Below are 21,738 nucleotides of genomic sequence, written 5' to 3' on the forward strand. Positions count from 1 at the left end.
GAACCTACGCTTCCAGCGGGCGTGACGGAAGACCTGTCCGCATGTGGTCCAGGTCACACCATCCGGTCGGCATGTCACAGCCGGGAGGACCGGCCGGTCTGCCCTGGTGACGCCGGAGTTCCCGACGCCGTTCCCGACACCGGAGGCGATCCCCATGGCCCGCATCTCGCTCGACCCGCCGCGCACCCTGCTCTACCGGATCAGCGAGTGGTACTCCAGGCGCACCTACGGCGCGGTCCTCGACCCCGTCCGCGCGCTGGCCCACAACCGCAAGGTCATGCTCACCGACGCGCGGATGGAGATGTCGCTCGCCAAGTGGAACACGCTGGACCCCCGGCTCAAGCTGCTCGCCGTCATGGCCAGCGCGCACCTGATCGGCTGCTCCTGGTGCACCGACTTCGGCTACTGGGAGGCCCACAACGAGGGCATGCCGAGCGCGAAGCTGCACGCGGTACCCGTCTGGCGCGAGCGCCGTACGGAGTTCACCGAACTGGAGCTGGACGTCCTGGAGTACGCCGAGGCGATGACCGAGACCCAGCCGACCGTCACCGACGAACTGACGGCCCGGCTGATCGAACGGCTCGGTGAGCCCGCGTTCGTCGAACTCACCGCGATCGTCGCCGTGGAGAACCTGCGCTCCCGGATGAACAGCGCCTTCGGCCTGACCGGCCAAGGGTTCTCGGATCGCTGCGCGGTACCGTCGCGTGCGTGAGCGCACTTGAACTCTTCGAGGAACACCGGCCGCAGCTGTTCGGCATCGCCTACCGCATGCTGGGCAGCGCCGCCGACGCCGAGGACATCGTCCAGGACGCCTGGCTCAGGTGGAGCACCGTCGACGCCGACTCGATCACCCATCCCCGCGCGTACCTGTGCCGGATCGTCACCAACCTCTCGATCAACCGCGCGCAGTCCGCCGCCGTCCGGCGCGAGTCGTACGTGGGCCCGTGGCTCCCGGAGCCGCTGGTGAGCGCGCCGGACGCAGGTGACGGGATCGAGCAGGCGGAGGCGATCTCGCTGGCGATGCTGGTGGTCCTGGAGACACTGTCGCCGCTGGAGCGGGCGGTGTTCGTCCTCAAGGAGGTGTTCGGCTTCGGCTATCCCGAGATCGCCGGGATGCTGGAGCGCACCGAGGCGTCGGTGCGTCAGGTCGGGAGCCGGGCCCGCAGTCATGTGCAGGCCCGCCGGCCCCGCTACGACGCCCCCGCGGAGGTACGCCGCAAGGCCACCGACGAGTTCCTGGCCGCCTGCCTGGGCGGAGACCTCAACCGGATGATGACCCTGCTCGCTCCCGATGTGACCGCCTGGACCGACGGCGGCGGAAAGATCCGCGCCGCGCTGCGCCCGATCTACGGTCCCGACAAGGTCGCCCGCTGGATCCTCGGCGTCCTCGCCACCCACATCCCGGACTTCGCCGTGCACGATGTGCTGGTCAACGGACGCCCGGGCCGCCTCGTCACCTCGGGCGACCATCCGGATACGGTGGCGTGCATGGACCTCGCGGAGGACGGCACCATCAGCGCCATCCGGCTGATCCGCAACCCCGACAAGCTCACACGCGTCCGTCTGGGCGACTGACGGAGCCATGGCCGGTGGTTCCGCCGTACTACAACAGGCCGATGTTGGTGAGCGGGACGTTCCAGTCGTCGCTCTCGCTCTGGCCATGACCGTCCCGCGCCGCGGCCGGTACCGCGTACAGCATCAGTCCGGCGGCGACAGCGGCCAGGACGGCGACGACACGACGCTTCACGATTCCTCCTCGACGGCGGCTGCGACCACCCTGCTCCGAACCGGCCGCTCCACCGGCCCAGCCACGCCGCCGGGCCGGTGGATTCAGCCGCTCGGATTTGTCATTCGTCCTCATGCCAAGCGTGTTGGACCTTGAGCATTCTGGGCTTCCTGTGCGAAGTGCCCCTGCACGGCTACGAGTTGCGGACCCGGATCGCGCGGCCCACCGGGCACGCGCGGGCGGTCAGCCACGGGACGCTGTACCCGGCGATCAAGCGCACCGTCAGCAGCCGGGCTCAGGGTCGTCCTCGTACGCGTACGGGGCGCAGGCCGATTTCGTGAGGGGCCCCGGCGTGGCCGTCGCCGGGGCCCGGAGCGATGCCGCCTCGGTGGGTGCGGATCAGGAGTGTGCTTTGAGGAATTCGAGGAGGGCGGTGTTGACCTCGTTCGGGCGTTCCTGCTGTGTCCAGTGCCCGCAGCCGGCGAGCTCGATCGGGTCACGCCACAGGTTGGGCATGAGGTGGGGGAGCTTCGCGATGAGTTCGGGCGTGCCGGGGAAGGCCGGGACGAGGTCGCGGTCGCCGTACATGTACAGCGCCGGCGGGGTGACCGTGGCGTTCTGCCAGGCGGCGGTGAGCTCCCAGTTGCGGTCCAGGTTGCGGTACCAGTTGAGGGCCCCGGTGAAGCCCCCGGAGAAGCTCTCCGTGAGCGCGTCGAGGTCCTCCTCGGTGAACCACTCCGGCAGTACCTCCGGGTCGGGCAGCTTCTCGAGCCAGCCGTGGCCGTGCTCGATCAGCGGCTGCACGACCTTGCCGTCGGACCGGGCGGAGCCGGAGGCGGCGTAGAAGAACTTGCGCAGCGTGGTGCGCACGTCGCGGGCGAACTCGGCGTCGGCGACCCCGGGCCGGTTGAAGTAGTTCCAGTAGAAGCGGCCGTCGAACCGCTTCTCCATGGCGGCCAGCGGCGGCTGCGTGCCCCGGAAGGGCGGCGGCACGCTCAGACCGGCCACGCCGCGGACCATGTCGGGGCGCAGCAGCGCGGTGTGCCAGGCGACGGGGGCGCCCCAGTCGTGCCCGACGACGAACGCCTTGTCCTCGCCCAGGGCCCGGATCAGCCCGACGACGTCGCCGACCAGGTGGAGGATGGTGTACGCGTCGACCTCGTCGGGGTGGTCGCTGCGTCCGTAGCCACGCTGGTCGGGGGCGACCACGCGGTAGCCGGCGTCGGCCAGGGGGCCGAACTGGTGGTGCCAGGAGTGCCAGGACTCCGGGAAGCCGTGCAGCAGCACCACCAGGGGGCCGCTGCCTTGCTCGGCGATGTGGAGGCGGATGCCGTTCACGTCGATCATGCGGTGCTCAACCATGGCACGAGCCTACGCTCGTCGTGATCTTCGGTCACCGCCGCCGGATACGGACGTCACCCGAGCCCTCAGCAGATGCGGGGCAGCTGTTCCCCCAGCGGCATGTCCACCACGCGGGTGCCGCCCAGGCCCGTGGCAGAGACGACCATGCCCGGGTGATCGGGCACACAGCGGCCGACGGCCACCGCCTCCTTGCCCAGCGGATGCGCCCGGAGCACGGCCAGGCAGGCGTCCGCCCGGTCCGGGGGCACGAAGGCGGCCAACTTGCCCTCGTTGGCGACGTACAGGGGATCGAGGCCGAGCAGGGCGCAGGCGTTGGCGACCGCGTCCGGCACGGGGAGCGCGTCCTCCTCCAGGGCCACGCCGACGCCTGACGCGGCGGCGATCTCGTTGAGGGTCGTGGCGAGGCCGCCGCGGGTGGGGTCGCGCAGCACATGGACGTCCGGGCAGGCGGCGAGCAGGTTCGCGACCAGGTCGCCCAGCGGAGCGGTGTCGCTCTCGATCTCCACGCCGAACTCCAGGCCCTCACGGACGCTCATGATGGCCACCCCGTGCACCCCGATGGCGCCGCTGACCAGGATCACATCGCCCGGCCGGGCCCGGCGCGGATGGATGTCGACGCCGTCGGGGATGCGGCCGATACCGGCGGTGTTGATGAACACGCCGTCCCCGTGACCGGCTTCGACCACCTTGGTGTCACCGGTGGCCACGGTCACCCCGGCCGCGCGCGCCGCCGCGCCGAACGCCTCGGCCACCCGTGCCACCACAGCCAGTTCGACGCCCTCCTCCAGGATGAACCCGCAGGACAGGAAGAGCGGCCGGGCCCCGGCCATGGCGAGGTCGTTGACCGTGCCGTTGACCGCCAGGTCACCGATGCTCCCGCCGGGGAAGAACAGCGGCCGCACCACGAAGGAGTCGGTGGAGAAGGCGAGCCGTTCGCCGGAGGCGGGCAGCCGCGCGGAGTCGCCCAGTTCGGACAGCACGTCGTTGCCGAAGGCGGGCACGAAGAGGTGCTCCACCAGCTCGGCCGACAGGGTTCCGCCGCCACCGTGGCCCATGACGACGCGGTCGTGGTCGCGCAGCGGAGCGGGGCAGGTCCAGCCGGAGAAGTCGGCCGGCGCGTACGTCGGCCCGGTCGCGTCGAGTGCGTCAGCCAACGGAACTCGCCTCCTCCGTGGTCGGCAGCTGGAGCCTGCGGTAGAGGTAGTAGGCCGCGCAGGCGCCCTCGCTGGAGACCATGGTGGCGCCGAGCGGGTTGCGCGGAGTGCACTGTTTGCCGAAGGCGGCGCACTCGTGCGGCTTGATCAGCCCCTGGAGGACCTCACCGCTGCGGCAGACCGTGGACTCCCGGGTGTCGATGTCGGCCACCGAGAAGCGGTGTTCGGCGTCGTAGTCCCGGTACCGGGAGGACAGCCGCCAACCGCTCTGCGGGATCACGCCGATGCCGCGCCAGGGCCGGTCGGTCACCTCGAAGACGTCGGCGAGCATGGCCCTGGCCGCCGGGCTGCCCTCGGGCTGTACGGCGCGCGGGTAGGCGTTCTCGACGACGTGCCGGCCGGTCTCCAACTGCCGTACCGCACGGCGGATCCCCTCCAGGATGTCGAGCGGTTCGAAGCCGGTCACCACGATGGGGACCTTGTGGCGTTCGGCGAGTACGGGGTACTCGGCGGTGCCCATCACCGTGCAGACGTGACCGGCCGCGAGGAACGCCTGCACCCGGCAGTCGGGGGAGTTCATGATGGCGTCGATCGCGGGCGGCACCCGCACATGCGAGACGAGCAGGCTGAAGTTGGTGATGCCGAGCTTCTTCGCCTGGTACACGGTCATGGCGTTGGGCGGTGCGGTGGTCTCGAACCCGATCCCGAAGAACACCACCTGGCGGTCCGGGTTGTCCTGGGCGAGGCGCAGCGCGTCCAGCGGGGAGTAGACGACCCGGACGTCGCCGCCCTGGCTCTTCACCTTGAAGAGGTCCCGTCCGCTGCCCGGCACCCGCAGCATGTCACCGAAGGAACAGAAGATCACCTTGGGGCGGGAGGCGATCTCCAGCGCCTTGTCGATGGTCTCCAGCGGGGTGACACAGACGGGGCAGCCTGGGCCGTGGATGAGCTCGATCTCGTCCGGCAGCAACTGGTCGATGCCGTGCCGGATGATCGAGTGCGTCTGTCCGCCGCACACCTCCATCATCGACCAGGGGCGCGTGGTGAGCGCCCTGATGTCGTCGAAGAGGCGCCGGGCGAGCACCGGGTCGTTGAATTCGTCGAGGTACTTCATGGCCGGCCCTCCTCGTCGGCATCCTGCGCGGCCCCCGGCGGGGGCGTGGTGCCCACGGGCCGCTGCGCGCCGGCGTCGCGGGCCGCCTTCGCCCAGGCGTCGCCGAACTCCTCCTCCAGGACCCCGAGGTTCTCGAAGAGCTCCAGGGTCTGTTTCGCGGACTCCTCGTCCAGTCGCTGCAGCGCGAACCCCACGTGCACGATCGCGTAGTCACCGACCTGCATCTCGGGCACGTACTCCAGGCACACCTCCTTGACCACGCCGCCGAAGTCGACCTTCGCCATGCGCGTCGCGTCCCGTTCCTCGATCTCCAGCACGCGGCCGGGAACGGCCAGGCACATGATGAGCTCCTCACGTTCCGGTCCGGGCGGCGACGATCAACTGCCCCAGGGCCAGGCCGCCGTCGTTGGGGGGCACCTTGTGGTGTGCGAGGACGGCGAACCCGTCCCGTTCCAGTGCGCTGCGGCAGCCGGAGGTGAGCAGGGTGTTGCAGAACACCCCGCCGGACAGGGCCACCGTGCCGATGCCCGTGCGCCGGCGGGCCGCGCGGCACAGGTCGAGGACGAGTGTGACCACGGCGTCGTGGAACCGGCGGGCGATCCGCCCCGCCGGGATTCCGGCGAGCACCTCCACGGCCACGGCGGCCAGCACCGGTGCGGCGTCGGCCACCAACAGGGCGCCGGGGGCGTCGGATTCGGGCCGCAGCGCGAACCGGTACGCCGGGCCGTCGCCCGTGCCGTCGCCGGGCTCCGTCAGCGCCGCGCACTCCAGCTCCATCGCGGCCTGCGCCTCGTAGGCGACCCGGTGGCAGACACCCGTCAGCGAGGACACCGCGTCGAAGAGACGGCCCATGCTGGAGGTGGGAACGCAGTTGAGGCCGCGTACCAACTGCCGCTCCAGCAGCGCTCGTTCGCCGGGCGCGGTGACGCGGACGCTCGGCAGCTCCGGGCTCCACGGCAGACCCGCGCTCCACAGGTGGGACAGGGCCATCCGGTACGGGTTGCGTACGGCCGCGTCGCCGCCGGGCAGTGGCACGCGGCGGAGGTGGGCGAGGCGCCGGTACCCGTCGTAGTCGGCGAGCAGCACCTCGCCGCCCCACACGGTGCCGTCGTCGCCGTAGCCGGTGCCGTCGAAGGCCACCCCGATGACCGGTGCGGAGCCGTCGAGGCCGTGCTCGGCCATGGCCGAGGCGATGTGGGCGTGGTGGTGCTGCACGCGGGCGACCGGCAGCCCGCGCTCATGTCCGGCACGCACGGCCCACTGGGCGGACCGGTAGCCGGGGTGCAGGTCGGCCACCAGCAGCCCGGGAGTGACGGAGGTCAGGTCCGCCAGGTGGGCCGTGGCGCGCTCGAACGCGGTCAGGGTGGCCAGGTCGTCCATGTCGCCGACGTGCGCGGACAGCCAGGCGTACCGGTCGTCGCCCACGCAGAAGGTGTTCTTCAGGTCGCCCCCGACGGCGAGCGCCGGCACGACCGGCGCGGGCAGGGCGACGGGGAAGGGGGCGTAGCCGCGGGAGCGGCGCACGGGGAGCTCCGCGCCGTCACAGACACGGACCACGGAGTCGTCGCAGGGCACATGGATGGGCCGGTCGTGCAGCAGCCAGGCGTCCGCCAGGCCGTCCAGCCGGCGCAGCGCGTCCGCGTCGTCGGTGGCGATCGGCTCGCCGGCCCGGTTGCCGCTGGTCAGCACCAGTACACGGGGGCCGGGCGGATCGCCGGGCAGGCCCAGCAGCAGCCGGTGCAGCGGCGAGTACGGCAGCATCACACCGAGGTCGGGGCTGCCGGGGGCGACGTCCGCCGTCACGTCGCCCGGTGCCGGTGCGCGGCGGCGCAGCAGGACGATCGGTTTGCGCGGGCCGAGCAGCAGGGCGCGTTCGGCGTCGCCGACGTGGGCGATGCCCTCGATGGTCGCCATGCCGTCGGCCAGGACGGCGAACGGCTTCGAGCCGCGGTTCTTGCGCTTGCGCAGGGTGCGTACGGCCAGCCGGTCCGACGCGTCGCAGGCCAGGTGGTAGCCGCCGATGCCCTTGACGGCGACGACGGCCCCGTCCGCCAGCATCCGGCGGGCCTCGGCGAGCGCCTCGGCGTCCCGGGCGACCCCGGGTGCGTCCAGCGCGCCGGGCAGGGTGTGGGCGGTGCCCGGCGCGTGCAGCAGGGCCAGCCGCGGGCCGCAGCGCGGGCAGGCGATCGGCTGGGCGTGGAAGCGCCGGTCGGCGGGGTCGCCGTACTCGCGGGCGCAGTCCGGGCAGAGCGGGAAGCCGGCCATGGTCGTGGTGATCCGGTCGTACGGCAGCCCGGTGATGATCGTGAAACGGGGGCCGCAGTGGGTGCAGGTGATGAACGGGTGCCGGTGGCGGCGGTCGCCCGGGTCGGCGAGTTCGGACAGGCAGGCGTCGCAGGTCGCGGTGTCCGGGGAGACCAGGGTGCGCCCGGGGCCGCTGCCGGAGGGGCGGATGGTGAAACCGGTGTCGTGGCCGAGGGGTACGGCGTGGTGCTGGACGGACTCGACCACGGCGAGCGGCGGCGCCCGGGTGCCGATCTCCTCGCAGAACGCCTCGACGGCGGCCACCGGCCCCTCGACCTCGGTGTCCACGCCGCGTGCGTCGTTGGCGACCCAGCCGGTGAGCCCGTGCTCGGCCGCGAGCGCGTGGACGAACGGACGGAAGCCGACGCCCTGGACGACGCCCCGCACGGTGACGTGCCGACGTGCGCGTGCCGTGGTCATGGCGCCGCTCCCGGTGCGGTCGCCGTGCCCGGAGCGTGCCGGTGCAGCAGGCCCTCGTGCTGCCGCGCCAGCACCGGCGTGTGCGGCGCCCGGCCGTCGGCGCAGGCCATGACATGGGCGAGCAGGCCGTCGACGCCGGCGCCGGTGCGGGCCGAGGTCTCGAAGACGGGGACGTGCGGGTTGACCTGCCGGAGCCCGGCGAGGAAGCCGGCCCGGTCGAAGCCGACTGCGTCGCCCAGGTCGCTCTTGGTGACGACGACGGCCTGCGCCAGCCCGAACGCGGCCGGATACTTCAGCGGCTTGTCCTCGCCCTCGGTGACCGACACCAGCACGATCCGCAGGGTCTCCCCGAGGTCGTAGGAGGCGGGGCAGACGAGGTTGCCGACGTTCTCGACGAACAGCAGCCGGGTGCCCTCGGGCAGCCAGGGCTCCAGCCGGGCCTGGAGCATCCCCGCCTCCAGATGGCACAGCCCGTCGGTGAGGATCTGCCGGACAGGGGCACGGGAGCGGGCCAGCCGCCGGGCGTCGTTCTCGGTGGCGAGGTCGGCGGTGACGGCCGCGACGGGCGTGCCCCGCGCGCGGGCACGGGTGAGGAGGAGTTCCAGCAGCTCGGTCTTGCCGCTGCCGGGGCTGGACATCAGGTTGACGGCGATCGTGCCGTGCCGGTCGAGATAGCGGCGGAGCGCGGTGGCGTTCTCGTCGTTCCTCGCGAGGACGGCCCGGTGCAGGTCGACCGAGCGGCACATGGGCTACCTCCGGGTGGGGGAGCGCTCCTTGTCCGAGGCGGCAGGGGCGGCGGGAACCGGTCCGGGGCCGGGGGCCGTGACCAGCCGGACGATCTCCAGCTCGCGGCCGGAGAGCAGGACGAGCGGCCGGGCGCATGCCTCGCACCAGAGCACCGGGGGCATCCCGGTGGGCCCCTCGCGGCCGCAGCCGTCACAGCGGGCTCGTCCTTCAACAGTGTCGATCCGCAGCTCGGCGCCCGCCAGCGCGGTGCCCTCGGCGGCCACCGCGAAGGCGAACTCCAGCGCCTCGGGGACGACCGCGGCCAGCTCACCGATCCGCAGCGTCACCGACCGCACGACGTCCGCGCCCGCCAGGGGCCGCACCTCGTCGACGACGGCCGTGGCGATGGACAACTCGTGCATCCGGGTGACCTCCTGACCTCCTGTTTCCCCCGCGCCCCGGCTCTCGGACGGTGCGCGGGAGGCGGATTGGCTAGGCTGAGAGAGCGATGAACCCGTACGAGGTCGAACGCCGCACGCTGCTCACGCCCGTTCTGCTGCTGTTGCTGGCCGAGCGCGGGGGACACGGCTACGAACTGGTGCGCAGGCTGGTCGACATGGGCTGGCCGGACGCGGAGTCGGCACATGTCTACCGCGTGTTGCGGGGGCTGGAGACCTGCGGCGCCGTCACGTCCCACTGGGACGCCTCGGACCACGGACCGGCCCGGCGCGTGTACGCGGTGACCCATCAGGGCGCGATGGAACTGGCCCTGTGGTTCGTGCGCCTGGGGGAGCTGCACGGCATCCTCCATGTCTTCCTGGAGCGCTACGTCCAGCTGACGGATGCCGCCGCCGGCGCCGGCGACGACCGGCCGTCGGCACCCCTGTCCACCGACCGCGCATCCACGGAACCTCCCTCCGTGGATCCTTCGTCCACCGTTCACATGCGTCGCATACGCAAATAGCGCGAGACGTCCGTCAGGTTCCGCACCACCTCGTAGGCGAGCACCAGACCGACCGCGAGGCCCATCCAGGCCAGACCCGGGTGTTCGTTCATGGGTCAACTCCTCGTCGCTGTGAGTGCCGCCCGTCGCGCCAGATCCGCGACGAGATCGGCGGCGCGTTCCACCGCTGCCGCCACCGGCGGGGTGAGTCCGAGGCCGTCGCCGACGTCGCCCGGCTCGCAGCCGACGACGTGGAGGCGCTCCGGCAGGGTGCCGCCCATGGCGGCCTGCAGGTTCCGTGTCAGCCGCAGTACGGCGGCCGGATCCATCGCGTGACCGTCCAGCTCGCCGGGACCGCCGCCGGTCTCCGTGCCGTCGTCGTACTCCGCGTACTCCGTCGGCCGGCCCGCGTCGATCGTGTAGAGCGTGCCGGGAGGGCCGTCCCGGTGCACGGCGTCCACCAGGACGAGCGTGCCCCAGCCGTCCAGCAGCCGGTAGGCCAGATGCAGCCCGCGGATGCCCACGTCCATCAGCTCCGCCCCCGGCGGCAGCGTGCCGGGGCCTCGGCGGGCCAGATGCTGGACGGTCTCCACCCCGAACCCGTCGTCCCGCCGGAACACATTGCCGATGCCGGCCACGAGCACGGACGGGCGGCGCGGCGCGGGTGCGCCGGTCATGGCTCCTCCTCGGTGCCGGTGAGCGGCCTGACCTCGTCGGGCCGGAAGTACAGGAACCGGCCCTGGGCACGGCGCAGGTCGGTTCCGGGGTCGTCGGCCAGGACCACCGCGAGGTGCGTCTCGCCGTCCAGATCGGTCACCACGGCCTCGACCGTGGCGTGCCGCCCGCGCAGGAAGGCGTCCTGGGCGTCCGTCCGGCGGGCGCCCGGCGCGAGCACCACGGCGCTTCCGGCGCCGACGAGGACACCGTCGACGACCACCGCCGCGACCGCCTCGGCGGCCTCGGCGGCCTCGGGGTCCGCTTGCGGATCCCACCAGGGGTGCCCGGTGCCGCCGGGCAGCTCCAGCCCGGGCGTGGGCGGCGCCGTGCCGTCGCGCAGCTCGCGGATCGCGCCGTGCAGCCGGTCGCGTACGGCCGGGGGCATGCTCTCGACGAGGTCGATGACCTCGGCGGCGCGCGGATCGGTCCCCCGCGCCTCGCGTTTCTCCCGGTCGGTGAGGGCCGCCGTGCGCAGGGAGAGGATCTCGTCGATCTCCGTGCCGTCGTACAGCGGCCCCGGGCTCTCCTCGGCGAGCGCCGGATGGTCCGCCAGGATGATCGGCGCCGAGAGGACGACGTCGTCCGTGTCGTCCGCGCCCGCCAGGACGGGCCAGGTGTGGTCGTTGTGGCACGCGGCGACGTCGGCGCGGGCCCACTCCGGCGGGTCGGTCATCGACAGGAAGTGACCGCCCGGCGCGGAGAGCAGCAGATGGGTGCCGATCATGGCGTGCGCGAGCGCGGCGGAGCGCCCGGTCTCCGTGGGGGGCACGGCCGTTGTGTTGCGCACCGTGAGGGTGAGCCGCAGGACCCGGTACGGGCCGGGCAGTTCCTCCAGGGCCGGTGCGATGATGCCGGTGACGCGTGCGGTCCGGCGCACGAGCCGGCCCACGGTCCGGCCGGCCGCGTCCGGCACCGGTTCCCGGCTCGTGGCGGCGGGCAGGTCGAACGCCACGTCCAGGTCCTCGCCGTCCGGGGGCGGGACGCGGACGGGCAGATGGATGCGGATGCGCTCCTCCTCGCCCTCGTCCCAGGGCACCAGGACGCGGTCCGGCAGCTCCAGTTCGGACACCTCGACGGCGGTGCCGTCGGCGGCGAGGCGCTCGACGGTGCGCCGCCGGATCCGCAGGAAGCGCAGCTCGACATCCACCTTCGGCGCGCCGCGCGGCTCCAGCAGGCACTCGGTCCGCAGCTCGCGGGTCTCACCCGGCGCGGTCAGGGCGGGCGGGTACAGGACCCCGAACTGCCAGCGCAGCCGGTTCTTGGCCGCCGACGCGCGGTACGGGTAGAGCACATAGCCCTCGTAGAGCACCGCGTCGGCGACCGCGCGCGCGTGGGCCAGTGTGTCCTCGGTGTGCCGGCCACCGGTCATGTCGCTCGCCTCCCGTGCGCGTCGGCGGCATCGAGGAGCTCGGTGAAGACCTGCTCCCAGGACGGCAGGGCATGCCGGGACCGGTAGCGGCGCAACTCCTCCAGGCAGTCGTTGCGTACGCGGATCCAGCCGGTGCCGGGAAAGTAGGCGTCGATCATGTCCCGCCAGACCTGCACCGGCATCCGGCACGTGGACTCCTTGTGCCAGGGGATGGGCTCGGCGCAAAAGCCCTGGCGCCCGGTGAACACGGTGCCGGAATACAGCAGCAGGAGCGGTATCTCGCCCTTGGTGAGCGCCCGGAAGTACGACGCGGAGGCCACCTCCGTGTCGTAGGTGCAGGGCACGGGCAGGTCGACCTCGGTCACCCCGGTGAAGGCCGGCACGCTGATGGACGCGTGCGCGAACTGGAGGGGTTTGAGCGTGGTGCTCCAGCGTCCCGGTTCACCGAACAGGTCGGCGAGCATGTCGACCTCCTCCGGTTCGTAGGTGCGGCGGGCGGGCTCGACACGGATCTGGCAGCGCAGGGCGATGGCGTGCACCGGCTGGTGGTCGCTCTCCTCGATCCGCAGTCCGAACAGGAGCGTGGGACCCGTGCCGTACGGCTCCGGCCGTACACCGGTGCAGCTGAACTCGAGGTCGGTCATGGTGTGTCCCCGGGGCCCAGGGGGCGGGCGGCGGCCCGGACGCGCTCGAAGAACGCCGCGAGGTCGGCGCGTGCCTCGGAGCCGCCGTCGAACCCCTTCCAGTGCAGACGCATCCGGCCGACCAGCTCGTAGCAGACGTCCACCGGGACCAGCGCGCACAGGCCGGGCCCGGCACCGTCCGCCCGCTGGACGAGGAGCGCCTCGACGTCGGGTTCGAGCAGTGCGGTCAGCCGGGTGCGGCCGAGGACCTCGTCCCAGGTCCGCGGATCGAGTTCGCTCTCGGTGGCGCCGGCCGGGCTGGGGTAGAAGGCGCACAGCCGGTCCAGTGCGGAGTTCCGGAAGAAGAAGGCGAGTCCGACGGGGATCTGGAGCCGGGCACGGTCCTGTTCGTCCAACTGGAAGGCGGGGTCGACCAGATAGCGGGCCGGCACGGCCCGGAACCGGCCGCCTCCCGCCCCGGGCCGGTCCAGCAGCAGATGACAGGAGGGGCAGACGCACTTGAGGGAGCGCAGCCGGGTGTCGACCAGATGCCGGTGCTCCGCGGGCAGCGGCTCGCCGCACAGCTCGCACCGTTCGCCCGGCGGCGGGGGCCGGCGGGCGAACTGCCGCAGGACGTCGGTGGTCATGGCACCGCCTCCGGACGCTCGGGCAGCGCGACGCGCACCGCGCCGTCCTCCTGCAACAGGGGGAGCGGATCGAGGTGCCCGTCGGCTCCGGCGCCCGCGTGCCGTACGTCGTAGTCGGTGCCGCAGCCGGCGCAGCGCAGCAGGTCCCCGGCGAGCACGGCGTCACCGAGCCGGGCACCGCACACCGGACAGTGGTCGCGGTAGGCGTACAGTCCGCCCGGCAGCCGTACGAGCAGCAGACGGGCGTCGTCCACCTGCGCCGTGACCAGGGTCTCCTCCCGGCGGGGGAGCCGGTCGGCGACGACGGTGTGCCAGTGCGCGGGGCCCGGCGCCGCACCGTCGGCGGCGCTCGGGGCGGGCGCGTCGTCGGGCGGACGGGGCAGGATCTGCAGCAGGGGCGGCCCGGAGCCGGCGGTGGCACCCGCGCTCTCCACGTCGATGCGGGCGATCTCGGGCGCGAGCCGGGCCACGGCCTCCTCGATGGTCCAGCGCACGGTCTGCGCCGACGACGGACAGCCCTCGCAACTGCCCCGCAGCCGCAGCCGGAGGACCGGCCCCTCGTCGGCCGCGGCGTCGAGCCCGGCGATCTCGACGTCGCCCGCGTGCGAGCCGAGGTAGGGGCGCACTCTGTTCAGGGCCCGCTCGACCCGGGTCAGGGTGTCGTCCGGGTGCAGGTCGTGCAGGATCAGCAGATCGGCGACGAGTTCGTCGGCGACGAGGACGGCGACCGGGTCCGCACCCGGCGGGGCGTTGCGCAGCAGCCGCACCACACGGGTGAGCCCCTCGCCGTAGAACTCGACGAGTGTGCGTACCAGTTCGTCGGCCCTGGCGCGGGCCTCGGGGTCGGCCGTGCGTCCGAGTTCGTCGAGGAGGGCGACGATGCGCGCGCCCACGTCCGGTCCGGCCATCGACGGGCCCTCCTCTCGCGCAGGTCAGGCCGGATCAGGCGGACAGCCCGCTCAGGCCGGTGGGCAGGTGCGTGTGCTCGACGGTCCGCCCGCCGCCGACGTACATGTGCACGCCGCACGGCAGACAGGGGTCGAAACTGCGCACCGTGCGCATGATGTCGATGCCCTTGAAGGTCTCTGGCGGGTTCTCCTCGAAGATCGGTGTGTTCTGCACCGCGTCCTCGTACGGCCCCGGGGTGCCGTAGGTGTCGCGGACACTGGCGTTCCACGGCGTGGGCGGGTACGGGTGGTAGTTGGCGATCTTGCCGTCGCGGATGACCATGTGGTGGCTCAGTACCCCGCGGACGGCCTCGGTGAAGCCGCAGCCGATCGACTCGTCCGGCACGTCGAACTTCTCCCAGGTCTGGGTGTGCCCGGCCCGGACCTCGGCCATCGCCTGCTCGGCGAAGTGCAGTGCGGCGGCGGCCGCGTACGCCTGGAAGTAGGTGCGCGCGCGGTTGCGTTCGATGGCGTTGCTCCACTTCGGGATGTGCCACTCCAGGGTGGTCTCCGGCTTGGTCATGGTGCGTGGCAGATGGATCTGGACGCTGTCCCCGGTGGCCTTCACGTATCCGATGTCGACCAGCCCGGACAGGGCCGTGGACCACAGCCGGGCGATGGGGCCGCCGCCCGTGTCCAGGGCGAGGTGCTGCGTGCCGTCGAACCAGCGCGGGGACATCACCCAGCTGTACTTGTCCTCGAAGTCGCGCTTCTGCGGGGCGGGGATGGTGTGCTGGTTCCAGGGGTGGCGCTCGTCGACCTCGTGGCCGAGCGGGTCGTACTCCACGAACTTGTCCATCCCTGCCCAGTCCTCGTAGTACGAGGAGCCCAGCAGGATGCGGATGCCGAGGTTGATGTCGACGAGGTCGTTGGTGACCAGCTTGCCGTCGACGATGACGCCCGGCGTGACGAACATGTGCCGGCCCCAGTCGGACATCCGGGCGTAGCTGAAGTCGCAGTGCTCCGGATCGTTCAGCGCACCCCAGCAGCCCAGCAGCACCCGCCGCCGGCCGACGTCCTCGTAGCCGGGCAGCGCTTCGTAGAAGAAGTCGAAGAGGTCGTCGTGCAGCGGGACGACGCGCTTCATGAACTCCACGTAGCGGGTGAGCCGGGTGAGGTAGTCCGTGAAGAGCTGCACCGTGGCGACGGTGCCGACACCGCCCGGGTAGAGCGTGGAGGGATGCACATGGCGGCCCTCCATCAGGCAGAACATCTCCCGTGTGTAGCGGCTGACTTGGAGAGCCTCGCGGTAGAACTCGCCCTCCAGGGGGTTCAGCGAGCGCATGATGTCGGCGATGGTGCGGTAGCCGTGCTCGGCGGCGTGCGGGGCCTCGGTGCGCTCGGCCAGTTCCAGCACGCCCGGGTTGGTCTCCCGGACCATCTTCTCGCAGTAGTCGACCCCGACCAGGTTCTCCTGGAAGATGTTGTGGTCGAACATGTACTCCGCGGCCTCGCCGAGGTTGATGATCCACTCGCCCAGGTGCGGGGGTACGACGCCGTACGCCATGTTCTGCGTGTAGACCGAGCACGTGGCGTGGTTGTCACCGCAGATGCCGCAGATGCGGCTGGTGATGAAGTGCGCGTCCCGCGGGTCCTTGCCGCGCATGAAGACGCTGTAGCCGCGGAAGACCGAGGACGTGCTGTAGCACTCGGCGACCCGCTTGGCCTTGAAGTCGATCTTCGTGTGGATGCCCAGGCTGCCCACGATGCGGGTGATGGGGTCCCAGGACATCTCCACCAGGTTGCCACCGGCCGACTTGTCCTTCACCGTCGCCATGATGCCGCTCCGATTCCCGTCACCACGGCGCTCGGTAGCCCGTGGTGAGCTTCTCGCCCTTGGTCCGCCACTTCGGTTCCCGGTCCACGGTGTGCTCCGTGAAGTGCCGCAGCCGCCGTACGACCGAGCCGTAGACCGTGCTGGCCGTCGACGAGACCTGCGCGCCGGGCGGTTCGTCCATGAAGGGCATGAACTTGTCCGGGAAGCCGGGCATGGTGCAGGCGATGCAGATGCCCCCGACGTTCGGGCAGCCGCCCACACCGTTGATCCAGCCCCGCTTGGGCACGTTGCACTTCACCACCGGGCCCCAGCAGCCCAGTTTCACGAGGCACTGCGGCGAGCCGTACTCCTCGGCGAACTGGCCCTGTTCGTAGTAGCCGGCCCGGTCACAGCCCTCGTGCACGGTGGCGCCGAACAGCCAGGTCGGCCGCAGCTCCGCGTCCAGCGGGATCATGGGCGCGGCCCCGGTGGCCTGGTACAGCAGGTAGAGCAGCGTCTCGGAGGCGTTGTCCGGATGCACCGGGCAGCCCGGGACGCACACGATCGGGATGCCCGCCTGGGACTTCCAGTCCCAGCCGAGGTAGTCGGGCACCCCCATGGCACCGGTGGGGTTGCCCGCCATCGCGTGGATGCCGCCGTACGTCGCGCAGGTACCCATGGCCACCACGGCGAGTGCCTTCGGGGTGAGCCGGTCGAGCCACTCGCTGGTGGTGATCGGCTGGCCGGTCTCCGGATCGTCGCCGAAGCCGCACCAGTAACCCTCGGGTTTCACCCGCTCGTTCGGGATGGACCCCTCCACGACCAGCACGAACGGGTCGATCTCGCCCCGCTCGCCCTTGAAGAACCAGTCGACGAAATTGTCCGCCCCCTGTACCGGCCCGCACTCGAAGTCGATCAACGGCCAGTGCACCGCCACCTTCGGCAGCCCGGGCAGTGCGCCGAGGGCGAGTTCCTCGATGCTCGGCTGGCTCGCCGCGGTCAGGGAGACCGAGTCCCCGTCGCAGCTCAGACCGGCGTTGATCCAGAGTATGTGTATGGTCGGTTCGTCCCGCTGATCAACAGAGGCGGCCGGATCGGCCACGGTGTCGGTCGAGGCATTCATGAACCCTCCTCGAATCCGCGCAGGGCAACGGGGTGGTGCGAAGCAACCCCTTTCGGTGTAGCACCCCCGGCGGCTCGCGGGTAAGTGTGATCCGGCCCTACCGGCGGATCAGGAGGGTCAGGCGGATCAGGGGACGAGGACGCGTGCGAGGACGTCGCGGATGTGTCCGGTGACGGACTTCAGGTGACTCTCCAGGGCGAAGTGCCCGGAGTCGGGCAGTTGGATCTCGGCATCGGGCAGGTCCTGGCGGAACGCCTCCCCGCCCGCGGGCCCGAAGATCTCGTCGCCCGCTCCCCGGACCGCCGGCAGCGACACCCCGGAGTCACGGAAGTACTGGTGGACCCGCGGGTGGAGGTCCACGTCGGCGGGGCAGTCGCGGAACAGCCCGGGTCAGCGTGGCTCTCCGGGGGGACGGGGCTCAGGACCGGCCGGGTGTCCGGTCGCGTCGCCAGTCGTACGCGGCGAGGGCCAGGGAGGCCGCCATGCCGATGAGAGCGGCGCCGATCGCGGTGAAGAGGGCGGCGGGGTAGTGGCCGTTCCGGCCGAGCGTGACGTAGAAGAGCCCGGGCAGGGCGGCGGTGCCGACCGCGGCGCCCAGTCGCTGTCCGGTCTGCAGGGCGCCGCCGGCGGCACCGGCCATGTGCACGGGGACGTCCCGCAGGGTCATGGTGATGTTGGGGGAGACCACGAAACCGCTGCCGACGCCACCGAGGAGCAGCAGGGGAGCGGCAAACCAGGGCGCGGCGCCGAGGGGCGCGAAGCGGAGCAGGAGCGCGGTGCCGCCCAGGCCGACGAGCACCCCCGTGAGGCCGCAGACGGTGAGCGTGCGGCCGAACCGCTCCACGAGCCGGCCGGCGATCACGGCGGCGCTCGCCGACCCGACGGCGAACGGGGTGACGGCCAGGCCGGAGCGGAGCGGGGAGTAGCCCAGGCCGTGCTGGTAGAAGAGCGCGAAGACCAGCCAGACACCGCTGAATCCGATGAAGTACAGCGTGCCGACGCAGGCGCCGATGGCGTAGCCGCGCACGGTGGTGAACAGGCGAGGGTCGAGCAGTGGCTGGGCGCCGCGGGCGACGAGCCGGTGTTGCCACTGCGTGAAGGCGGCGAGGAGGACGACGCCGACGGGGAAGAGCCACCACAGCCGCCCGAGCCCGCCCGAGTCGGCCTGGACCAGGGGATACATGAGCGCCAGGACACCGAGGCCGAGGAGCACGACGCCGGGCAGGTCCACACGGCCGCGCCGACGGCCGCCCGCTCGGCCGGCGCGGCGGACGCGGGGCAGCAGACGGCGGCCGAGGACGACGGCGACGACACCGATGGGGACGTTGACGTAGAAGATCCAGCGCCAGCCCTGCGCACCGGAGGCCAGGGCGAGGATAGCGCCGCCGGTCAGCGGGCCGACGGCGGAGGAGATGCCGACGGTGGCGCCGAAGAAACCGAAGGCGCGGCCGCGCTCGGCGCCGCGGAACAGCTGCTGGATCAGTGCGGAGTTCTGCGGCGCCATGAACCCGGCCGCCAGCCCTTGCGCGAGCCGGGCCACGACCAGCAGCGTGATGTCGGGAGCCGCTCCGCAGGCCGCGCTGAAGACCACGAAACCGCTGAGGGCCAGCAGGAAGATACGGCGCCGGTCCAGCGCGTCGCCGAGCCGCCCGGCGGTGATGAGGGCGAGGGCGAAGCTGAGGGCGTAGCCGGAGACGACCCACTGCACCTGGGCGGCGGAGGCGTGCAGGTCACGCTGGATGGTGGGCAGCGCGACCGCCACGATCGTCACGTCCAGCAGGCTCATGAAACCGGCCACCAGGGTGACCCACAGGGCCCGCCACCGCTGCGGGTCCGGCTGGTATCCGGGCTCCTGCGGACCCGCCTGGTCGCGGCCGCCCGCCGCCGGCGTCGACGCAGTCACAAGGGCTCCTCTCATCCGGTGCGCACCCGGACGGACCACGTTCCCCACCAGGGCACAGGCACACACCACAGCCTGCAACCGGAACCCTCCCCGGGTACGGTCCGGCGGCCGTCGGGGGCCTCGCCGGAGTCGTCACGCCAGGTCGCCGACCGGGTGCGGTACGAAGAGGAAGGTTTGAGTATGCGCCCAGCGCGCAGTCGTTCCTGGGGAAGGCGGGCGATCGAGAACGGGAGCATGACCATGACGTCGACCGGCGACGACGTGACGACAGGCCGGGCGGCCGACATCACCGTGACCGACGAGGCGGCGGTCAGGCGGGCCACCAAGGCGGCCGCCCTCGGCAACGCCATGGAGTGGTACGACTTCGGCATCTACAGCTATCTGGCCTCGACCATCGGAAAGGTCTTCTTTCCCTCGGGGAACGACACCGCCCAACTGCTCGGCTCCTTCGCGACGTTCGCGGTGGCCTTCCTGGTGCGTCCCGTCGGCGGAATGGTCTTCGGCCCGCTCGGTGACAAGGTCGGCCGGCAGCGCATCCTCGCCATCACCATGATCATGATGGCGGTGGGTACCCTCGCCATCGGCCTGATCCCCTCCCACGCGACGATCGGCCTGTGGGCCCCGGCCCTGCTGATCTTCTTCCGGCTGGTGCAGGGCTTCTCCACCGGCGGGGAGTACGGCGGAGCCTCGACCTTCATCGCCGAGTACGCGCCGGACAGGCGGCGCGGCTTCTACGGCAGTTTCCTGGAGTTCGGCACACTCGCCGGGTACGTCGCGGCCTCCGGTCTGGTCGTCGTCCTCAGCGGAGCCCTCAGCACGGAGCAGATGCTGCACTGGGGCTGGCGCATCCCGTTCCTGGTCGCGGCCCCGCTCGGCCTCATCGGCGTGTACCTGCGGCTGAGGCTCGACGAGACACCGGCGTTCCGGAAGCTGGCGGCCGGCCGGACCACGGCGGGCGGGGCCGCCGACGCCGTCGACGCCGCGGAGACCTCGGCCACCGCCGACCTCGGCAAGATCTTCACCCGGTACTGGCGGCCGCTGGTGCTGTGCCTCACGCTCGTCGCGGCGTACAACATCACCGACTACATGCTGCTGTCGTACATGCCGACGTACCTGTCGGACGAGCTCGGCTACGCCACCGACCACGGGCTGGGGATCCTGCTCATCGTGATGGTGCTTCAGATGTGCGTCATCAACCAGGTGGGACGGCTCTCGGACCGCTTCGGGCGCCGACCGCTGCTGATGACGGGCATGCTCGGCTTCCTCTTCCTGTCCGTGCCGTCCTTCCTCCTCATCCGGCAGGGCGACGTCGGCCTCATCGCGCTGGGCCTGGTGCTGATGGGGCTGTCCCTGGTGACGATGCTCGGCACGATGTCGGCCGCACTCCCGGCGATCTTCCCCACCCACGTCCGCTACGGTGCGCTCTCCGTCGCCTACAACCTCTCCACCTCGGTCTTCGGCGGCACGACCCCTCTGGTGATCACCGCCCTGATCGGCGCGTTCGGCACCAACCTCATGCCCGCCTACTACGCGACCGCCGCGGCGGCCGTCGGTGTCGTCGCCGTACTCTGCATGCGCGAAACGGCCAACCAGCCCCTGCCCGGCTCCCCGCCCGCCGTCGCCACGGAGGAGGAGGCCACCGGACTTCTTCAGACCGAGGCCCCGGACCGAACCGCATGACCCGGCCTGCCCGGTGGGTCGACGGGGTCGAGTCCGTGGAGACCGTGCGGAGGCATTCCGGTCGTTGTCGGAGGGGGCATGGTGACAGGGCAGGACGACGGCTGGGCCGGTATGGGCTGCGCGAGCGGTACGGGGGTGTGAGCACCTCGACGGCGGGCTGCCAGAGGGAACGTCGGTTTCGTACGGCGTCGTCGTCCTGCCGGCGCCCGGGCTCGGGGGTGGTGTGGCGCAGGAGGAAGGCGGCGAGGGCCGGGACGCCGCCGAGGAGGAACATGCCGCGCGGGCACGGTGTCCATCGTGGGGGGGCGAGGACCAGTCCGAAGACGGTCCGGGTGAACCCGTCCATGGCCCAACCGCCGAACGACCCCCAGAAGGCGTAGCGTTGGGCCGTGGTGAGGCGTTCGGGCCGGTGGGGAGCGGAGACGGACGCGCTGGTGCGGTCGTTGGTCGTCACGGGACCTCGATTCGGCTGTGGGGGGAGTGACGACGGGGCGGCGGCGCGGCGATTCGTGTCCGGTGCGGATCAGCGTGCTCTCGTGCACACGCGGAGAGAAGTGCCCCGGCCGGGACAGTTCGTATGCGCGTCCCGCGGCGGTCGCACGCGCCCTGACCTCTCCCGACGTGGGGAATACGGCCACAGGCCGGCTGGTTGCACCCGGACATGCAGCGTGATCACGAACCGCCCGTCGGCATCCATCCTCTGCTGGCCGGACGGTTCAGCCCCTACCGGTTCGACCCGTCGGCCGGCGTGGACGACGACTGCCTGGGCCTGCTGCTGGAGGCCGCGCGATGGGCGCCGTCCGCCGGTAACTCCCAGCCCTGGGGCTTCTTCACCAGCCGGCCCGGTGAGCCGGAGCACGAGCGGGTGGTGCGTCACCTCGCACCCAGCTCGGCCCGGTGGGCGACGGACGCGGGCCTGCTCGTCGTCACGCTGACGCACCGTCATGTCGACGAGACGCAGCTGCTGTACTCCGAGTTCGCGGACTACGACCTCGGTCAGGCCGTCGCCCACATGACCGTCCAGGCCCAGGCGATGGGACTGGCGGCCCATCAGTTCCGCGCCTTCGACCTGGAAGGCCTCACCAAAGAGCTGAGCCCGAACCCGGGATGGGCGATCGTGTCCATGATCGCGTTGGGGAAGGCGGCCGAAGTGCCGTCGGAGCGCCGCGACCGGCGCAGCGTCGCCGATCTGCTCTCCGCTCCCTGGACCCTGCCGGAGTAGGC

At 71.9% G+C, this 21,738-nt stretch carries 23 protein-coding genes and 1 pseudogene; 6 read left to right on the top strand and 18 right to left on the bottom strand.

All coding sequences use genetic code 11. From position 1 onward, the window contains the following. Positions 1-154: 154 nt before the first annotated feature. The gene (locus BIV23_RS25080) at positions 155-712 is read left to right on the top strand and encodes a carboxymuconolactone decarboxylase family protein (protein ID WP_071383330.1); all 558 of its coding nucleotides are present in this window, start codon (positions 155-157) and stop codon (positions 710-712) included. Beyond that, positions 709-1,575, top strand: coding sequence for an RNA polymerase sigma-70 factor (locus tag BIV23_RS25085; protein WP_071383202.1), 867 nt, complete (start codon positions 709-711; stop codon positions 1,573-1,575). Before BIV23_RS25080 ends, BIV23_RS25085 begins: the two co-directional genes overlap by 4 nt. A gap of 28 nt (positions 1,576-1,603) precedes the next feature. On the opposite strand, the gene BIV23_RS50495 is transcribed toward BIV23_RS25085, so the two are convergent. After that, a complete protein-coding gene (locus BIV23_RS50495; RefSeq protein WP_177240022.1) occupies positions 1,604-1,747 on the bottom strand; it encodes a hypothetical protein in 144 nt (47 codons plus the stop codon). Positions 1,748-1,824: 77 nt separating this feature from the next. On the opposite strand from BIV23_RS50495, the gene BIV23_RS54010 reads away from it, so the two are divergent. Next, complete coding sequence (locus BIV23_RS54010; protein WP_425443523.1) at positions 1,825-2,067, top strand: PadR family transcriptional regulator; 243 nt, start codon at positions 1,825-1,827, stop codon at positions 2,065-2,067. Positions 2,068-2,125: 58 nt separating this feature from the next. On the opposite strand, the gene BIV23_RS25090 is transcribed toward BIV23_RS54010, so the two are convergent. The 7 genes from BIV23_RS25090 to BIV23_RS25120 form a co-directional block, all read right to left on the bottom strand. Further along, complete coding sequence (locus BIV23_RS25090; RefSeq protein WP_245790628.1) at positions 2,126-3,088, bottom strand: alpha/beta fold hydrolase; 963 nt, start codon at positions 3,086-3,088, stop codon at positions 2,126-2,128. Between the two features lie 65 nt (positions 3,089-3,153). Then, positions 3,154-4,143, bottom strand: a complete 990-nt coding sequence (gene hypE / locus BIV23_RS25095; protein ID WP_079173359.1) for a hydrogenase expression/formation protein HypE — start codon at positions 4,141-4,143, stop codon at positions 3,154-3,156. Positions 4,144-4,234: 91 nt separating this feature from the next. Continuing rightward, entirely contained in the window at positions 4,235-5,356 is a 1,122-nt protein-coding gene (hypD, locus tag BIV23_RS25100) for a hydrogenase formation protein HypD (protein ID WP_071383205.1), read from the bottom strand. Next, on the bottom strand, positions 5,353-5,697 hold the full coding sequence (locus BIV23_RS25105) for a HypC/HybG/HupF family hydrogenase formation chaperone (RefSeq protein ID WP_071383206.1): 345 nt from the start codon (positions 5,695-5,697) through the stop codon (positions 5,353-5,355). The genes hypD and BIV23_RS25105 overlap by 4 nt, the downstream gene beginning before the upstream one ends. Positions 5,698-5,707: 10 nt before the next feature. Continuing rightward, positions 5,708-8,080, bottom strand: coding sequence for a carbamoyltransferase HypF (hypF, locus tag BIV23_RS25110; protein WP_071383207.1), 2,373 nt, complete (start codon positions 8,078-8,080; stop codon positions 5,708-5,710). Then, the gene (gene hypB / locus BIV23_RS25115) at positions 8,077-8,826 is read right to left on the bottom strand and encodes a hydrogenase nickel incorporation protein HypB (RefSeq protein ID WP_071383208.1); all 750 of its coding nucleotides are present in this window, start codon (positions 8,824-8,826) and stop codon (positions 8,077-8,079) included. Before hypB ends, hypF begins: the two co-directional genes overlap by 4 nt. Before the next feature lie 3 nt (positions 8,827-8,829). Next, positions 8,830-9,228: a hydrogenase maturation nickel metallochaperone HypA/HybF gene (locus BIV23_RS25120; protein ID WP_071383209.1), complete on the bottom strand. Its 399-nt coding sequence runs from the start codon at positions 9,226-9,228 to the stop codon at positions 8,830-8,832. Positions 9,229-9,314: 86 nt separating this feature from the next. Between BIV23_RS25120 and BIV23_RS25125 the strand changes: the two genes are divergently transcribed. Next, entirely contained in the window at positions 9,315-9,770 is a 456-nt protein-coding gene (locus BIV23_RS25125) for a helix-turn-helix transcriptional regulator (protein ID WP_071383210.1), read from the top strand. Here the strand turns inward: BIV23_RS25125 and BIV23_RS54015 are convergent. The 10 genes and pseudogenes from BIV23_RS54015 to BIV23_RS25170 form a co-directional block, all read right to left on the bottom strand. Next, the gene (locus BIV23_RS54015) at positions 9,746-9,862 is read right to left on the bottom strand and encodes a DUF6893 family small protein (protein WP_425443524.1); all 117 of its coding nucleotides are present in this window, start codon (positions 9,860-9,862) and stop codon (positions 9,746-9,748) included. The genes BIV23_RS25125 and BIV23_RS54015 overlap by 25 nt on opposite strands. 3 nt (positions 9,863-9,865) lie before the next feature. Further along, a complete protein-coding gene (locus tag BIV23_RS25130; protein ID WP_071383211.1) occupies positions 9,866-10,426 on the bottom strand; it encodes a hydrogenase maturation protease in 561 nt (186 codons plus the stop codon). Beyond that, positions 10,423-11,835 carry a hypothetical protein gene (locus BIV23_RS25135; protein ID WP_071383212.1) on the bottom strand — a complete coding sequence of 471 codons (1,413 nt, stop codon included), beginning with the start codon at positions 11,833-11,835 and terminating at the stop codon, positions 10,423-10,425. The genes BIV23_RS25130 and BIV23_RS25135 overlap by 4 nt, the downstream gene beginning before the upstream one ends. Next, positions 11,832-12,479, bottom strand: coding sequence for a DUF6084 family protein (locus tag BIV23_RS25140; RefSeq protein ID WP_071383213.1), 648 nt, complete (start codon positions 12,477-12,479; stop codon positions 11,832-11,834). The genes BIV23_RS25135 and BIV23_RS25140 overlap by 4 nt, the downstream gene beginning before the upstream one ends. Beyond that, positions 12,476-13,105 carry a DUF5947 family protein gene (locus BIV23_RS25145; RefSeq protein ID WP_071383214.1) on the bottom strand — a complete coding sequence of 210 codons (630 nt, stop codon included), beginning with the start codon at positions 13,103-13,105 and terminating at the stop codon, positions 12,476-12,478. The genes BIV23_RS25140 and BIV23_RS25145 overlap by 4 nt, the downstream gene beginning before the upstream one ends. Beyond that, positions 13,102-14,013 carry a NifU family protein gene (locus BIV23_RS25150; protein WP_071383215.1) on the bottom strand — a complete coding sequence of 304 codons (912 nt, stop codon included), beginning with the start codon at positions 14,011-14,013 and terminating at the stop codon, positions 13,102-13,104. Before BIV23_RS25150 ends, BIV23_RS25145 begins: the two co-directional genes overlap by 4 nt. A 34-nt stretch (positions 14,014-14,047) precedes the next feature. Next, the gene (locus BIV23_RS25155) at positions 14,048-15,829 is read right to left on the bottom strand and encodes a nickel-dependent hydrogenase large subunit (RefSeq protein ID WP_071383216.1); all 1,782 of its coding nucleotides are present in this window, start codon (positions 15,827-15,829) and stop codon (positions 14,048-14,050) included. Between the two features lie 19 nt (positions 15,830-15,848). Next, entirely contained in the window at positions 15,849-16,931 is a 1,083-nt protein-coding gene (locus tag BIV23_RS25160) for an NADH-quinone oxidoreductase subunit B family protein (RefSeq protein ID WP_071383217.1), read from the bottom strand. Between the two features lie 126 nt (positions 16,932-17,057). Next, positions 17,058-17,315, bottom strand: a pseudogene (locus tag BIV23_RS25165) (alpha/beta fold hydrolase); the annotation flags it as partial. Between the two features lie 34 nt (positions 17,316-17,349). Next, positions 17,350-18,849, bottom strand: a complete 1,500-nt coding sequence (locus tag BIV23_RS25170) for an MFS transporter (RefSeq protein WP_177240023.1) — start codon at positions 18,847-18,849, stop codon at positions 17,350-17,352. Positions 18,850-19,068: 219 nt separating this feature from the next. On the opposite strand from BIV23_RS25170, the gene BIV23_RS25175 reads away from it, so the two are divergent. Both BIV23_RS25175 and BIV23_RS25180 read left to right on the top strand, forming a co-directional pair. Further along, a complete protein-coding gene (locus BIV23_RS25175; RefSeq protein WP_071383220.1) occupies positions 19,069-20,514 on the top strand; it encodes an MFS transporter in 1,446 nt (481 codons plus the stop codon). A gap of 661 nt (positions 20,515-21,175) precedes the next feature. Beyond that, the gene (locus BIV23_RS25180; protein WP_071383221.1) at positions 21,176-21,736 is read left to right on the top strand and encodes a nitroreductase family protein; all 561 of its coding nucleotides are present in this window, start codon (positions 21,176-21,178) and stop codon (positions 21,734-21,736) included. Positions 21,737-21,738: the final 2 nt, after the last annotated feature.

This window comes from Streptomyces monashensis (assembly GCF_001866665.1).
GTDB classification, from domain to species: domain Bacteria; phylum Actinomycetota; class Actinomycetes; order Streptomycetales; family Streptomycetaceae; genus Streptomyces; species Streptomyces monashensis.